This is a genomic window from Leptospira bandrabouensis (assembly GCF_004770905.1).
GTDB lineage: Bacteria > Spirochaetota > Leptospiria > Leptospirales > Leptospiraceae > Leptospira_A > Leptospira_A bandrabouensis.
The window spans coordinates 1615187-1632158 of the sequence record NZ_RQHT01000014.1 but is presented as its reverse complement, the minus strand read 5'-3'; the positions used below and the strand labels follow the sequence as shown (position 1 = coordinate 1632158).

13 protein-coding genes are annotated in these 16972 nt (G+C 34.2%); 6 read left to right on the top strand and 7 right to left on the bottom strand.

Annotation, left to right across the window (positions count from 1 at the left end; translation table 11 throughout):
- Positions 1–45: 45 nt before the first annotated feature.
- Positions 46–1455 carry an LA_3751/LA_3752 family putative glycosyltransferase gene (locus EHR07_RS14850; RefSeq protein WP_135745774.1) on the top strand — a complete coding sequence of 470 codons (1410 nt, stop codon included), beginning with the start codon at positions 46–48 and terminating at the stop codon, positions 1453–1455.
- Positions 1456–1523: 68 nt separating this feature from the next.
- Positions 1524–2444 carry a hypothetical protein gene (locus EHR07_RS14845; RefSeq protein WP_135745773.1) on the top strand — a complete coding sequence of 307 codons (921 nt, stop codon included), beginning with the start codon at positions 1524–1526 and terminating at the stop codon, positions 2442–2444.
- Between the two features lie 43 nt (positions 2445–2487).
- On the opposite strand, the gene EHR07_RS14840 is transcribed toward EHR07_RS14845, so the two are convergent.
- On the bottom strand, positions 2488–2793 hold the full coding sequence (locus EHR07_RS14840) for a hypothetical protein (protein ID WP_135745772.1): 306 nt from the start codon (positions 2791–2793) through the stop codon (positions 2488–2490).
- A gap of 186 nt (positions 2794–2979) precedes the next feature.
- Here EHR07_RS14840 and EHR07_RS19110 point away from each other — a divergent pair, with 186 nt between their 5' ends.
- Positions 2980–3192 carry an STAS domain-containing protein gene (locus EHR07_RS19110; protein ID WP_167483363.1) on the top strand — a complete coding sequence of 71 codons (213 nt, stop codon included), beginning with the start codon at positions 2980–2982 and terminating at the stop codon, positions 3190–3192.
- An 81-nt stretch (positions 3193–3273) separates the two neighbouring features.
- Positions 3274–4386: a hypothetical protein gene (locus tag EHR07_RS14830; RefSeq protein WP_135745770.1), complete on the top strand. Its 1113-nt coding sequence runs from the start codon at positions 3274–3276 to the stop codon at positions 4384–4386.
- Here the strand turns inward: EHR07_RS14830 and EHR07_RS14825 are convergent, their stop codons facing one another.
- The 5 genes from EHR07_RS14825 to EHR07_RS14805 form a co-directional block, all read right to left on the bottom strand.
- Positions 4387–5820 (bottom strand): PAS domain-containing sensor histidine kinase, encoded by a 1434-nt coding sequence (locus EHR07_RS14825; RefSeq protein ID WP_135745769.1) that lies wholly within the window; start codon positions 5818–5820, stop codon positions 4387–4389. It lies immediately after the preceding gene.
- Between the two features lie 3 nt (positions 5821–5823).
- Positions 5824–7068: a response regulator gene (locus EHR07_RS14820; RefSeq protein ID WP_135745768.1), complete on the bottom strand. Its 1245-nt coding sequence runs from the start codon at positions 7066–7068 to the stop codon at positions 5824–5826.
- Positions 7069–7209: 141 nt separating this feature from the next.
- Complete coding sequence (locus tag EHR07_RS14815) at positions 7210–10329, bottom strand: HAD-IC family P-type ATPase (RefSeq protein ID WP_135745767.1); 3120 nt, start codon at positions 10327–10329, stop codon at positions 7210–7212.
- A 92-nt stretch (positions 10330–10421) separates the two neighbouring features.
- Positions 10422–10847 carry a hypothetical protein gene (locus EHR07_RS14810; protein WP_238840135.1) on the bottom strand — a complete coding sequence of 142 codons (426 nt, stop codon included), beginning with the start codon at positions 10845–10847 and terminating at the stop codon, positions 10422–10424.
- A gap of 6 nt (positions 10848–10853) precedes the next feature.
- Positions 10854–11657 carry an SDR family NAD(P)-dependent oxidoreductase gene (locus EHR07_RS14805; protein WP_135745766.1) on the bottom strand — a complete coding sequence of 268 codons (804 nt, stop codon included), beginning with the start codon at positions 11655–11657 and terminating at the stop codon, positions 10854–10856.
- 256 nt (positions 11658–11913) lie between these two features.
- Here EHR07_RS14805 and EHR07_RS14800 point away from each other — a divergent pair, with 256 nt between their 5' ends.
- Entirely contained in the window at positions 11914–13221 is a 1308-nt protein-coding gene (locus EHR07_RS14800; protein ID WP_238778394.1) for a lactonase family protein, read from the top strand.
- Positions 13222–13238: 17 nt separating this feature from the next.
- A complete protein-coding gene (locus EHR07_RS14795) occupies positions 13239–14684 on the top strand; it encodes a hypothetical protein (protein ID WP_135745765.1) in 1446 nt (481 codons plus the stop codon).
- Here the strand turns inward: EHR07_RS14795 and EHR07_RS14790 are convergent.
- Positions 14591–16561, bottom strand: coding sequence for a hypothetical protein (locus EHR07_RS14790; RefSeq protein ID WP_244288953.1), 1971 nt, complete (start codon positions 16559–16561; stop codon positions 14591–14593). The two genes, EHR07_RS14795 and EHR07_RS14790, sit on opposite strands and share 94 nt — an antisense overlap.
- Positions 16562–16972 lie beyond the last annotated feature (411 nt).

The following is a 16972-nucleotide window of genomic DNA, read 5'->3' as shown; positions in this document are numbered from 1 at the left end:
CATAAAGTAGGAAACCAGAAACTCTGTACCTGTTTTTGATTCGAAATGATACAAGCCAAAAAAGCAATAGGATTCTTTGTTAGTTTTGCATTTTTGGCATTCGGATTTTTATTTTTTTCTGCCAAAGGAATTGAACCCTTCGCTGATTTTGCCCTTCTAGAATGGCAAACGAAATTAGCAAACCAAGGGATTTTTCACTTACCATACAATCACGGAATCGAAGATCCAGATTATTCCTTTTTTCCTCTACCAGACTTATTCTTTCAGCTAACAAAAGGAATCGCTCATTCAACATTCCCGAATATTTACCCAATCCTAATATCGCCCATTTTTAAATTTTTTGGATATTCTGGACTCACTATACTACAAACCATTCTGTTTTCAATTGCAATATACATCTTTCATCAAATTCAAAAAAGCGGAAAGACCACTTTATTATTGTTATTTGGATCAACGTTACCTATTTATATTTTTTTAATCCACGAAACGGTGCTAATTTTTTTATTAGAAATTATAGTTCTATTTTTATATCATAAAAACCAAAACGTTTTTGCTGGTATCATCGGGGCTATCATTCTTTGGATTAGACCAGAAATGTGTTTTATAATGGTCTCAGTTCCTTTTTGTTTTGGAGAATTAAATCAAAGAATGCGATTTTATTTTTCGTTGGCTTGTGGTTTTAGTTTTTTGGCGTTTGGGAATTATTATATCTCAGGCTCTTTTCTACCTTTTCGCTTAACAAAAAATTCAAATATAGAACTTCGCCCTGAAAATGTATTTTTTCTAGTTAAAATTTGGATTTTGCAAGTACCTATCTTTACCTTAATTTGTTTTTCTTTTTTAAAGTCTTTACTCAACAAAAAAATCCATTTACGGATATCTCTATTACTCTTTGTTATGATTGTTATGCTTGTTGTGGCACCCAATACAGGCGGTCACAATACACCTCGTTATTTATTTGGACTTGTTCCACTTTTTGTCTTATTTTTATACGACAAAAAAAAGGAACCTTCTCCATACATATCTTTCCGATGGATCATTATCATCACCGCTGTAACTTTTTATACAGTTTGGAATTTAAACTCACAAATTAAAGAATTAAAAAAAATATCCAAATTCCAATCGAATACCTTAAATGAAATTCGCAAAATAAACGATTCGGTCCTTATATTTAGTAATCCTGATTTTGTTTTTGTTTCGTTACCTCTACTTGAAGAAAAAAAAGACCTACTCCTCTTAAGAAAAAATTTCAATCCAAAGGAACTGGCCAATCTACTAAATAAGGAAAATACAAAAACTTTTACGTTACTAGAACTACCGCCATCTCCAGTTGAATTGCCTTACAATTTTCGAATACCCAATTGTTTAAACGAATGTAATTTCATACGCGGCAAAACTCTCCCCCTAGAAGGAGCCCTTCTACCCATCTCTAGAACCCAATACAAAAGAAATTAAGTTAGGAAATATATTGACTTTCCAATTTTCTCCTTGGATTTTCCAACCTATTTGTATGAATTCGATATATGAACTCAAAACAATGTCCAACTTGCGGAAGCACAAATATTTATCAAGAATCAGCAACCGTTTATCGTTGTGGTGATTGTTTTGATAAATTGCCTACAGGTCTCATGGTTGATTCTCCACCTACGAAAGTATATGGATCTTCCAAACAGAATCCAAGCGCAGATTCCTTTAAAAAATGGAAAAACCTTATTACTGGTATTATGGTCACCTGGTTAGTATTAGGCTCCTATTTTTTCAATCACTATCAAAATTTAAAATCTACTTTAAACACTACAGTAAAAGAGGAAACGGTTTCCATTCCATTAGATGCAAATTTAGAATCAGTTGAAATCATTCCTGAAGGAGAATTTCAATATACTGCTGCTATACCAGATGTCATTGGAAATGTTTATGTAGTAGGAAAATTTACGAATCGAAGTGGACAATCACTTCTTATGCCAAAATTTACTGTTACCTTATTCAATGAGGAAAAGGTAAACCTCAAAACAAGTTATGGTTATGCGGAAAAAAATGTGGTGAATGAAGGTGAATCTGTAAGTTTTCAAGTTCTAATAGAAGAGGCACCAAGTTACAATCATTTTGATATCCAAGTTACGGCAACTACGATTCCCAAGGAAACAGATAAACCAGAACTGACATTAAAGAAACTGGATTTAAAACGTAACCAATATAAAGAAATTATTATCGTTGGGAAAATCCAAAATAACAGTAACCACATTACAAATTTTACTCGTGTCACTTGTTTATTAATCAACAAAGAAGAAAAAACAATAGATTACGCTACCGTAAGTCTCGCAAAAGAAGATTTTTTACCAAAAGAAATACAAAATTTCGAAATGATTTTTCTTAGAGCTAAACAAATTCCAAACTCTTATTACTGTGAAACTGACGCGATTACGAAGGAAAATGCAAAGCCATAGGATCTACTCAATTTAAATTTAAAAAATCTCAAAGTATCTTTCATTAATCCCAATGTTTATGCAAAACTCTGTAAAAGTTGTCGATTGATTTATCTAAATTATGTGAACGCCAATATGGATTTGCTTCCAAACTATCTTGGACTGTTTTTACAACGCTACGCGTAAAACTTGTCCGGTCAATTTTAGATCCTTTTTCTAATTTCTCGAAACTAGTATTTCGAACAGAAAGTTCTTTTTTAATTGCAGACGAAATCACCACAACAGCCTCTTCAGCCGTTAGGCGATGTTCCATAACAAGAAGCTCTGCAGCTTCTTTAATTAATCTTAACTGTCGATCACTCACTGACATACCAATTCAATGCCAACCTAAGCATAAAAGAATCTGAAAAACAACCCAGAAACACGAATTGAAAGTGGAAAAATTCTTTCAAAATTTTCGATCTATTAAAAATAGATTTAAACCTTGGCTACTGTAATTGAAATCAAGAACGACGATCTTTCCTTTGAGGGACTCAGCCCTTTCCGGGAGAGAATTATGTCTATCATTCACAATGCCAAGGAAGACATTGTCTTGGATTTTACAGACATTTCTATGTCTCTGGACAGCGCCACCATCGGAGAATTGATGAAGTTTCATTCCGCAATGGAATCACAGAATTTACAGCTACAAATTCAAGGCGTCAATAAACTGATTAGGACAGTTTTTCGTTTGAACAAACTCGACACAATTTTACATTTAATTGACTAATGTATACGTACGATTACGTATAAAATCATGGATTCATCCAAACTAAATATAGATCTAAACATTCTGTTCGTCTGATTCTAGATGAAGCGTATCCGATTTGTTTTTTTTCTACTCCTTCTAACAACATGCAATGATAAAAAACCTGACTCTCTCCTCTGGCTTTTGCCGCTTTTAGGAAGTGGGAATAATACTTTACAATCCACTCCAGAAGGACCTATCAATCCTCCTGATACTCTCTTACCAACTTTTATTCAAATCACAATCCTAAAGCCAGAATCAATAGATACCTACTGCCCAATGTATGGTGGTCTTTTTATTCAGTTTACACAAGGAGATGAAAAAACCTGCAGTCCCACTGATTGGAATCCAAGTTGTATCAATATGGGAATCAATGAAAATGGAGTACAAACTTTTTTAGATCCCCGTACTTATACAGGGATTGATTTTTCCACAAACATAGAAGTCAATTCGAGTTATTTTCCAAAGGACAAAAGATCCAATTTATTTTGTTTTTTTAGACCAATTCCCCAAGATACAGATCATGTTGAAATGTATAGTTTTCAAAATCAGTCAAAAAACATACCATCAAGCAACTGTTACAATACAATAAATGAAAGCAGATGTATTGATACTATTCCTCTTTTGGGAAGTTTAGAATTTAAGATGCCAAAAGAATTCCCTATTCTAATTTCAGATGGGAATGGCCATGCCGGCGCACATACATTAGAATTAAATTATGTTTCGGAAGAAAATCTTTATACAACTTGTGTTTATATTGGTAACGAACATAAAAGTGTCGAAGGATTCACAAAGAATGCATATATTTCAGGTGTTCAAGATACAAAAGGAAAAAATGGATATTGTATCCAATGTGAATTAAATTTTTGTAAATCGATAGATCCTAACACTGGTCTACTTGTTGAATTAACACCTGTAAGTCAATTTGCCATCCCCGTCGGAGAAATCGTCCTAGCCAAATCCGAGATTACATTATCGGTGATTAAGGGAGAAGGCCCTTATAAACACACAGTACAATGGAATATTGAAAATTTTCACCAACTTGTTAATTCGAATCAAATGGCAATACTAACGGCAAACAGTATTTTTCTTTTTTGGTTTTTGATTCCCTCGCTTATTATGATATTTTATTTTTACAATAAAAAGTGGAAACATTGGCTAAGGAAACGAAACTAATTAATTTGGAAACTGTAAGTTAAACTGAACACTTTGTCCAGGATTTACATTCACCTTTCCTTTTAATTGTTGGACAAGTAAATTCATTAGCTTAATACCAAATCCCTGGTCTATATTTTCAATGGAATATGAATCGGGAAGCGGCTCTCCATCATCGCTATACAAAAAGAGGATCTGTTGATCCTCTTTTTGCATTTGAATTCTAATTTGTCCAACTTCTTTATGTAAGAAGGAATGTTTCACAGAATTACATATAAGTTCATTCAAAATAATTCCTAAATTATTAGCAATTTCAGGTTTAACGATGATGGAGACATCAAGAAGAAAATCAAATTTGATATTTTTCGTATAAGTAGAAAGGATTTGACGCACTAAATTGGGGATATATTCTTTTAAATCAATTTCGTTTGGACTTTCAGATCTATATAGGCGATCATAGAGGGCCATCATACTTCTTAATCGGCCGGCTGCTTCATCAAATTGTTCCTTCAAATGTGAGTCTGAGGAAAAACTTGCTTGCATCTTCAATAAACTAAAAACTGAAAAAAGATTATTTTTAATTCGATGATGAACTTCTTGTAATAGAAGTTCTTTCTCTCTTAACAATTGTCTCACTTTTTCTTCAGATTCGATGGTTCGAGTAATTAAAGTATGCAAAGCAACAAAACGATTGATATTTCCATCAATGGAACGTAAGGGAACAATGGTTGCATTTACCCAATAGATTGAGCCATCCTTGGCTCGGTTCCTAATTTCTCCGTTCCAAACAAATCCATTTTGAATCATATTGTACATTCGTTTAAAAAAATCAGAAGAATGAAATCGTGAATTCAACAAACGGTGGTTATTTCCAATCAATTCTTCTCGAGAGTACTTTGAAATTTCGCAGAACCGATCATTTGCGTAAGATATATCTCCGTTTTTATTTGTAATCGATATGACTGCATGTTCATCAAATGCAAATTTTAATTGTGAAAATTCAAATTGCGACATCTTTAATTCAAAAAAACTTTGGTAATGAAGATTTGATGTTACTTGAATTTTCGGATTAGACTTTGAATGTAACTTAAAATCCGATTCGAGATCTTCAGTGATATCTCTTGCGATCACAACAATTCTTTTTTTACCATTCGAATCAGCCGAAAGTTTACTTCTACATTCGAAAGTTAAAAAATTCCCATTTTTATGAGCAATCCGCCATATACCTTTCGTTTCTGATCCTGGCATTTGCAAATTCGATATTTTTCTCCGCAGTTCGTTGCGATCATCTGGATGAAAAAAATCATCGACTGAACGACCGAGCACTTCATCCTGCTCATAACCTAACCTATGTTTATGATAGGAATTTACGTAACATATTTTTTCCAAATCGTCTATTTCGCAAATCAAATCAGGAAAATTCGACAATAAGTCGACATAATTTGTTTGAATCATAATCTAAATTTTATAAGCCGGTAATGAGAATTGAAAAGCCACTTTGGTTACGGGCTTTTCACTCAATTCAGAATGATCAACCACATTATGTACAGAAAGTTTGCCCTCATGTTTTTTAAAGCAACTGTCCACATAACTAAGTCCCAAACCAAAATCCAAAGTTCCATATTCATCAAATACGTTCTTCGATAATCTATAAAATGGTTCAAAGATTAAATTTTCATATTGCATTGGTACTCCGTAGGTACCATCTGCATTTACAACAGGTTGATTATAAACAACACATTTAAACCAATCATGTTCAACATTTGTTACGATAGTTATTTTTGAGTTTGCTTCTGAAAATTTACAGGCATTAATTATGATTTCTTTAAATGCATTCTGCATGGTAAAAACATTGTATGAAATTTTGTATTTTGAATGATTAGGTTTTGGATCACTAATTAAGATTTGTTGTGCTTTTAAATCCAATAGAGGTTTTATCTCTTTTAGCCACATTCCTAATTGTTCGTAAAAGTTCTCACATGAAATTTCTTCAAACTGCATGGGACTAGATACAATTAAGTCAATATCAGCGAACATTTTTAAAGCTTTTTCAGCCATCTCTGTATTGATCTGGATGAGTTCCATCAAGTCAGATTCAATTTTATAATGATCACCCTCTTTCACCTTCGCGTCTGAGACTAATTTTAAGAGTGTGACAAGAGCTCCAAATCCTGCACCTTGACAAAAACTATTTTTCAAACTCTCAAATAAATTTTGGTTCAGGCGATTGAATTCACCTACACCGACCATCTTCTCTTTCCACTGGATCCATTCCAAATGGCCTTCTAACCGAAGTTGACGTTCCCTTTTTGTAATCGTTTCAATACGTTTCATTTCATAATATTCAAATGCACGTTTCAATTTTATGGAAAGTTCTTGTTCTTCTAAAGGTTTTACAAGATAATCATAGATTCCCAACTTCATAACGTTAACAATCAACTTGGGTTCAATATGAGAAGTTAACATAAAAATCACAGGTTCGATTTCTTCCGACTTTAACTCCTGAATTAATTCTGCGCCATTCAAACCAGGCATTTCATAATCGGTGATAATAACAGGAAAGGGATTCTCTAAATAATACTCTAAGGCTTGTTTTCCATCGTTTGCAAGAGTCACTTTATAACCCAAAGCCGACAGACAATCCTTAAGATAGGTCGCAGAAACTAATTCATCTTCAGCCAATAATACTCTTTTTTCGTTCACTTATATTTCCTGAACTCTCATTGAAACCATCTCACGATTCATGATTAAATAAATCGTTCTATGGTCAACAGATACGGTCATAATTGAGATTGAATGAGAAAAAATAATAAATTTCTAATCATTTAAAAAAATAGAATTATTCTAAATTCTATTAAATCGTTTTCTTCGAAAATATTTTACGATCTCGGAGTAAACCACCATAACCACTGTTCCATGAAAAGCAAATACATATACATGCATTGGAACAGGTGCAAAATAGTATATAGTGCTTAGATCAGTATAAAAGAAAATAGAACAAAGAAACAAAGAAAATCCAATACCGATCCAAATGATTTTATTTGAAAACAGATCCATTTGGAAAACCGATTCCGTTCTTGAACGTTTGCATAAAACGTTTGCTATTTGTACAGTGATTGTTGGGAAGAAAAAGGCAGTTAAAGATTGGAGGTAGATAGAGTTTGCTTCGGCCATATTTAGTCCCTTCGGAGAAAGGGGTAACACACCATTACACTCTGTATAGACAAAGTAAAAATAGGTAGCTAAACAAGAGAAAAACAAAATCATTCCCTCAACAAGGTAAGATCGCAATATAAACCGAATAGAAATTAGTTTTTCATTTCGATTTCTAGGTGCACGAAACATAATCCCCTTTTCCGGCGGCTCTGCCCCTAAACCCATTGCTGGAATCAAATCAGTACCAACATCTACAGCAAGAACACCCATAACCGTCATGAGTAAAGGAAAACCTGGAATCAATGCCCAAAGTAAAAAAGGAATGAGCTCCTGAGGATTTGAGTTCAATACGTAAGCTGAAAATTTTCGAATATTATCAAATACCCCTCTTCCTTCCTCAATCGCATCTACTATCGTCGCAAAATCATCATCGACTATAATCATCCTTGCAGCTTCTTTTGCAACTTCTGTACCCCTCTTCCCCATTGCAATTCCAATGTCTGCTTTTTTCAGTGCAGGTCCATCATTGACTCCATCCCCAGTCACAGCAACTATCTCACCTAATCCTTGCAACATGGTAACTATTCTTAATTTTTGTGATGGAGATACCCTTGCAAAGATGGGTTCCCCTTTTCGGATCCATTCCCTGAGAGAGGCATCATTCATTTTATCTAATTCGACTCCAGTGATAACAACTGGACTTTCTCCGCCAATCCCAATGGAACGACCCACAGATTCAGCCGTAAGCGGATGATCCCCCGTAACCATTAAAATTCGTATTCCTGCTGTGTGACATTTTGCAATTGCTTCGGGAACTTTAGGGCGAACGGGATCTGCAAGACAACAATGCCCTAAGTAAACCATATTTGATTCGATTGAATCCTGACCCCAGGAAGGATTCTCTTCGTTCACTAGTTTATATGCAAAGGATAGAACTCGATAACCTTGACTTGCAGAATAATCAGATGCTTTCTTAAGATTTGATCGTTTGGTTTCATCTAACAAAACAACGGAACCATTCTCATATACATGCGTACAAATAGATAGTATTTCGACAGGACCTCCCTTTGCATACGCAGTGGTAAAATTATCTGATTTTACAACCACACTCATTCGTTTTCTTACGGATTCAAATGCATTTGTATAAATTCTTTTTCCCTTTGTATCTTTCAACCGTCCTTGCGATAAATACAATAATGCAAGTTCAGTAGGATCACCGAAAGGAGTTGGCTCTAAACTTGCATTATTACAATGGTAACCACAACTTAGAAAAACTTGATTCCCTTCTTTTTTTTCTAATTCTTGTGGAGTCAGTGAAGAAGAATCAAAATAAACTTCTATCACACGCATTTGATTTTGTGTTAACGTACCTGTTTTATCTGAACATATAACTGTCGTACAACCTAATGTTTCAACACTAGAAAGATCTTTTAAAATCGCATTTCTTTTGGCCATTCTCGAAACACCTAACGCCAAAGAAAGTGTTACAGTTGGCAATAAACCTTCAGGAACATTCGCAACAAAAATTCCTATAAAGAAAATGAATGCTTGTACAAAGCTGAGTCCTGCAACTAGATAACCCAAAATAAGAAAAACAATACCAATCACAAATGCAAATATAGAAATAGAAATTACTGTTTGTCTTAATTGTTTTTGTAATGGGCTTTCTTCTCGTTTGATTTTGGAAGTGATCCCTGCAATTTGACCAATTTCCGTGGATTGGCCTGTACCAAATACAATGGCTTTTGCTTTTCCTTTGATTAAAGAACTACCTGCAAAAAGTATATTCGGCATTTCTAACCAAAGAAATTTTCCTTGCAAAACGATTTCACTATCTGATTTATAACGCCTTGCCGATGTAGACTCTCCCGTTAGAGATGAATTATCAACTTCTACGTCCTCTGATTCTATAATTCTACAATCGGCAGGTACAATATCGCCTTCAGAAAGTACGATCAAATCCCCGGGAACAATTTCATCTGCAGGAACAGTTGTCGTAACCCCCTCGCGAATCACAGGACAATCCTGAGCGAGTAACTTACGTAAGGCTTCCACTGCGTGATCTGATTTTGATTCTTGGAAAAAAGAAAAAATACCATTGATGACTACCACAACAAAAATTGCGATCCCCAATTCTGGCATATCTACGCCAGGTACAAAACATAAGGCAGTGGCAACCCATAACAAAACAGCAAATAAACTAAAAAAACTTCTAATTAATTTCCAAATAACTGGTGTAGACTTTTCTTTTTCGATCGCATTTTTTCCAAACGTTTTTAAACGAACTTTTGCTTCTGAATGATTTAAACCATTTTGTAAATCTGTTTGCAATTCAAATGCAATCTGAGATTGGTTTAGATTTTTGTAACTAGGTTTCATATCTGATTCACCACGTTGCACCACAGATAGAACTTTTGATTCAGAATTGCATTTCAACAATTCATCAAAAATTTGTGGAAGTAGTGAAGAAAGGCCATGTAACAGGCGCAAATGTAAAGATGGTTGAGTTTCTGGAATGATTTGAAATACAACTAATTGAACAAATCGTTCTCCCATTAGAATCCCTTGAGGTATCAGAAACAAAAAGACTTCAGGAGTTTTAATATGTACAGAACGAAAATGCGGAATTAAAATATGAGGTCCCAGATCTCCGAATAAACTGTTAGGGAACGACTGGATACGATTTTGTAAATCGTTCTTAAATGGACCTTCCTCCATTTTTCGCAACAACTCAAAACTTACATCCTCCCAATTTTTTGCTTTAGGAAGAATATGAATTGAATTTACGTTTAAATATTCAAGGAGCATACTCCAATCAAACAACGACCAAATGGAGATTCTATCAAAATATCAATTTATTTCTGAAAATAATTGCAACGAATCTAAGTTACCGCGAGATCTTACTGAAAGATCTCTCTCGATGCCTTTGGGTACCGTGATTGGATTCCATCCCACCAAACATCTGTACTAAATGCAGCAGATTCCGAAATTTGCCATTTTCCGTTTGTTTTTTTGAATAATGCTTCCACATGGCAACAATCATAGGCCATTTCTTCAGAAAACGAAATTTCTTTCCCATCCTTTCTCTGGGTCGTTCCACGAAACCAAGCATAATCGCCAGAAACTTTAAAATGTTCTACCACAAATATAAATTCTTGTTTAAACTCATTCGAAAGTTTTGTGCGTAAAAGATCTAACAGATAAGTACGTTCCTTTTCATTCGAACTTGTTTTCGTTTTATAATTTAAAACAGGAGTTTCTGCAAAAAGTCCTAATCCAAAAACTAGAATTATTCCAAGAACAAACAATAAACTCTTCAAACGCATTATCTTTTACCTAACCTTTGCTTTTTGAATCATTTTGAAAAATAACGATGGGTAAACCATTTGCAAAGCTAATCCAAATTTTTCTTTGATACCTGCGATCACAACTTCCCTTTGTTTATTAGCGATGGCATGTAAAATCCTATGTGCACAGAGCTGCACAGGCAAACCAGCAGCAATGACAGAATCCATAGTTCCAGTAGAAGATCCGTCTCCCTGCAAAGCATTTTTTGAAATATTAGTTTGGATAAAACCTGGATAAACCATTGTTACAAATATTCCAGACTTTTCCTCTTCCGATCGTAAAGAATGAAAAAAACCAACTAACGCGAATTTGGAGGCAGAATAAGCTGACCTAAGTGGGCTACCAATTTTTCCTGCAACACTAGAGATAACTGCAAAATGGACTTCCTTTTTCCCTAATATTTGTGGAATCATAGTTCGGGTCATTTCTGCGGCACCATAAAAATTGGTATTCATAATTTTTTCTAGCGTAACTAAATCAGTTTCTTTTGTTAAGGAACGTTGGCTGATTCCACCGTTGTGAATGACTACCTTGGGAATACCATAATTCTGTAAACAACGTTTGGCGAAGGCGCCGGCAGATTTATAATCTTCTAAATCTAATTTCTCTACGGCATATCGCCCTTTTTCTAAGTGGAGTTCTTTGGCAATTGCTTCTAAATCTTTAACTTTTCGGGAAGCAAGTAACACCTTTGCATTTTGTTTATAAGCTTGTATCACTAGCTCTTTTCCAATTCCAGAGGAAGCTCCCGTAATCCAAACCCATTCGTCTTTATAAAATTGATTCATACGGCACACCTCAATCCCTTGTTCTCTTTTGCTATGATTTCGAACGAATACTAAATTCCCACAACTTGTTTTTCAACATAATTAAGACTTCAAAGACATTCTAATCGAATTTTCTATTTAGTCAAAAATTCATTTTGTACGGTCAGTAATCAGGATTGACAAAGAAATAGAGTGAAGTATTTTGAATTTAATCAGTCAATAAATTGCTTCAATAGCAAATATTGAGATAAATACCTAACTTTCACAGAGGGATTTCATGAAGTTTCTACCTCGGTTTTTTAAAAGAACTGTCACAACCTCCTTGATTTTCATTCTGGTATCTCGATGTAATATGGCTGACTTAAACAATCCGAGTGATCCTTTCTCGGATGAATTTGTCAAACGATCGATCCTTGCAGAATTCGTAAAATACCTATTACGTGAAAAGGTGGTACCTGATTCTCTGGCTCTACTAGTTTACAAAGGAACCATCCCTTATGAAGCAGGTCTCAGAGTGTACAGAGTTGACCCAGATTCTGGATTGACTTCAGATTTCGTGAGTGATGTTAGACCGGCGGTTACATCAGCATTTCCTGGATGCCAGCCTATAAGAATATCAATACCTCCAACATCGCAGGATATCATTACCTTTACTGGTCCGGCCAGCGATCGAGTTGTAGTTCACAAATTAGGAGTGGACCGCTCGTTGACAATGGTCCAAGATAAATATGGATTTGGTGCTCCATCTACCGCTACATTTAGTATAGATGGAACAACGATGTATTCTTCCAACACTTTAACAAGTCCGCATACAATCAACCGTTCCACAAGAGATATTAGTTCGGGTTATATCAGCTTAAATAACACCGGAAATTATCCTTTCGCTGTAGGATGTTCTCCTTCCTCGATTCGAACAAGTAATTTAGATGGAATTATCTTTACTGCCAACTCCCTTGGCTCACCTATGGGAATCTATGTGCACAAGAAAACAAGTGCAGACATAGTTGCTCCTGTTGGTGGAAATCCTTACACACAACCTGATAACCCTTCGACTAACAATAATTTGTGCATATCTGAAACTGACCGACTTTTGTATATGACTTCAACGAATTCATCTAATCCAATTTATGGATATAGGTATGACGCTAATGGCAATATGCAAATATTACCAAACTCTCCATTTTCTCCAGACCCAGCATACACCGCACCAGCACCGGCAGATAATAATTCTACAAATATGGTTTTGGAACCAAATGGAAAGTATGCGGCTTTTTTATATTCATCTGGAGGAACATTTTACATACGTCTATTGGCAATAGATGCAAATACTGGAAATCTAATTCCTACAGATCAAAAGTTAAGTGTTGGTAACTCGCCAAAACACCTAGATTGGGACCGGAGTGGCAAGTTTATTTATCTAGTTTCTGATACTGGAGGTTCTACCAATAAATATCAAATGGAATATTTCCAGTTTTCACAAAATGGAACATTAGCAAGAGGTGTTAACTCTCCTATTACATTTAGCAATATGTCAGGGGAATTCATTGCAAAAGATCTTAAGTCAATTCCCAAATATTTTAGATAATATCACGCATTTAATCTGTGTTATCAAACTTTAACAAGGCTATTTTCCTTGGAATTACACTTTACGCAATTTTACTTTTCGCATTCTCAGGTATTCCCGATGCCGATATTTTTTATCATTTTGCTGTCACCAAACTTTATCTAAAAGAAGGTTTAGTCTCAAAACTGCCTTGGCCCGAGATAGGAATCCAATCTAGAGAATTTACGGATTACCATTTTCTTTTTCATCTCACAATGATCCCTTTTCTCTTTCTTCCCACAGAAGAAACAATCAAAATTAAATTATTCATTCTATTTTCAATTTCATTGCTCCTATACCAGCTAACATCCTATTTTCGAAAAGAAGCACCTTCACTATCTCCTTATTTCATAGTTATTTTTTTTATTTTAGGGTCAGTTTTATTCACAGGAAGAATGTTATTTGGAAGAGGGAACTTATTATTCTTTTCATTTTATCTTTTATCATTGCGTATCTGGGACTTGAAATATAATAAATGGATCTTCTTATTGTCATTTCTGGCTACTTGGTCTTATAGCGGATTTCCTTTTTTATTTTTCACTGGATTATTTATAGTAATCTTGGAAAGAAGCAGTGCGAACACTCGACTATTTTTTACATCTTCCATGGGAATGTTTACCGGTCTTGTCATTCACCCATCATTTCCTTATCAATTTAAAGGTTATTTTATTGAACTAATTATCCAATCTTTTCCTCCACCCGGTGTTGAGGCAATTGCAGAGTGGCTTCCACCAACTAGGGACATTTTAATTTTAGGTTTTTTGCCAATTCTTCCTTTATTACTCCTAAGTTTTAGCAACAAAACTCATTACAATTTCCATCCAAGAAGTTTCGTTTTTTTATTTTTGGGAATAGTCTGTTTGATATTTACAGGTGCATCATTAAGAGTCTTCGAAATAAGTTGGTTAATGTTTTACATATTCATTTTTCTTAATACAACGCTTTCCAAAAAAAATCAAATCCTAACGGCTCTTATATTATTTGTAATTCAATTTCCCATTGCTTACGAAAAGATGAATCAACAATTTCGATCATCTGAGACAAAGTATGGTTATATAGTAACTCAATGGATAAAATTTAATATTCCACAAGGTGAACGAATCTTCCTTTCTTGGGCAGACTATCCTTATTTTACATTCAAACTACCAGAATATCGCTATCTCTTCGGACTTAATCCCCTTTATGCATGGTCTTTTAGCGAAGATCAATATTTTTCTCAAAAAGCGTTTTTCGAAGGTATTATTCCAGGTTTTCAACAAATTCCCAAAATTCTCAATTACGAAACAGTCGTAATTAATAAATTCTATTATAACTTCGCATATAGTGAATTTAAAAAAGTTTCTTCAGAATATCATTTAGTTTTTGAAAATGAAAAATATGGAATTTTTGTTAAAAACACACCGCTCAATAAAAACACAAAAGAGATTATCATACCCCAAAGATAAATTTTTCCTGTTAAACTTGGCAAACTGGCGAACATTCCATCTGAATATTTACCATTTTCCTCGGTCACAAAAAGATACTCTTTACCGGTATCGTCCAGTAGAAGTTCCCCAAGGTCTGATTTTCTTTCTTCAAAATAAGATTGAGGCATACTTTGACTTAATGCTGACTTCGGAATTTCTATAGTTGATTCTAAAAGTTCAGATAGAGTCTGAATAGGAAGGGATTGATTATCTAAAAGTAATTGCGATTCGCGAATTATTGCTGAAGGTATTTTTTTACTTTTTAAATTCTGATTCCAAGATTCATCCCCTAATCCACCTTCTTTACTGATTAAAATAAATGCTGAAAAAGAAGGTACAATTGTTTCAAACTGATCCAATTGTTTCTTAGTAATCTTAAGAACTTTTGTATGATATCCTAAATTGACTAAATACATTTGAAGTAGATTGCTTATTTTTAAAAAATCGCGATACCTATATTCAGATTGTGAATTCAATAGTTCTGTATGAATTAAACCAATTGGTTTTATCGACTTAAGATTAGCGTTGGGTAGAATCTTAGTAATAAAGAATGGATATTCGCTGCCAATGATTTCCAAACGCTGTTTATGTAAGTCGATATATTCATGGAATTGAGGACTATATCCAACTAGGTGAGTCACGCCCGAGCGAAGTAAAAAGTCTAGATAATATCCAGAATCTGGATTTCTTTTCGCATGCAATATTAGATTTTCCCTCCAATCCACATCAGTACCCCAACGAAAGCTATTTGCGAATCCAAACTCTTGCCAATTGAAAACAAGTGTAGAATAATAGGAAGATTCAACAGTTAGTCCTAGATTATTGCGCACTCCTGCCTCATAAAGAAGTGGTAACCAAAAATGAGGAGTCCCGAACATTGATTTAGATCTTATAATTTCCGGCTGGACCAATGTTCCTTTTGGAAGAGACGATAAACGATCAGCTAACTTCTGATATAACTTTAGTTCCTCAGATGATCTAGCACTGTGCCAAATAGGGGATCGATATTCTTGGTATTTAGTTGGATTAAAATTTATAAAAATATAAAATTCTATCATCAATACAATAAAGATTGTTGGAAAAAAAGGAAGTCGGTTTTTCCCGTTTCCAGCTATGGTGCGAATACTTAATGAGAATAAAATAGAGAATGAAATAAAAAAACAATCGAAAGCGCGATAATTATGGATTTTAAGGTTTGGGAAAATGTATCCAAGAGAATAATCAAGTGATAACCAAAAAAATACTAAAAGTATTGTAGAAATAAATTTACTTCTTGGTGAAGAATGGAATTTCCTAAAGTGAAAAATCAAAAGAGCAATCGCAGCTAATGACAACCACCTTCCTGAACTAAATAATTCGACAATGTATACAAGAGTTAAATTCTCCCCATTTGAATAAGCTCTTAATGCAGAATCATATACATCTTTGCCTAAAATAGATAACAATGGGGGATAAGAGTATCCGTAAAAAACACCACTAGTATATTCCGAAAAACAAACATAGTTATAAACAACCGGGGATATGAGAAATAAAACACTTAGCAATGCAAAACTAAATACTTTTATATTTTGGAAGAAAAAATGCCGGTATTCAAAACAATAAATCAATAACATTAGGCTATAGAATACAGAACTTAATAGATGAGTATAGAAAATAATGGATGTTAACCCAACAAATAAAACCAAATAAGGAATGTATATTTTTTTTCTATATTTATCTAACGAAACAAGTGCAAATAAAATCAATGAGTGTGCGAAGCTTGAAATAACAGTGCCTTCAACTATTCCAACTATACTTGTTCCTTGAAGTCCTTCACCTGCATAATTAAAATAAAATAAAACTGAAGAAAGTCCCAAAATAACCCGAACATATTTCGGATAAATGGACCACAAAAATTGTTTTGCAAATGAATATATAGCAGTAAATAATAATAAAATGGTTATAAATACTGATATTGAAAATGCAGATTCAATATTAATCGAAAGCAATAAATGCAGAGAATATACAAAAAGATAATAAAATGGTGGATAAAAGTAAAAAATAGGAAATCCACCAAACCAAACATCCGACCAACCAGCCGCAGAACCGGTTTGGATCAGTTTTGCGAATTCCTTAGCTAGAACAATATGACCCGGAGTATCCCATCCGCTCAATGTTTGCCCTGAAAACAAATACCAGAACTTTATTGGAAGTGATAGCAAAACTAAAGAACCGAGCCCATAGGCAAAAGATTTGGCCCATAGAACTCGGCGAGACAATAGTAGATC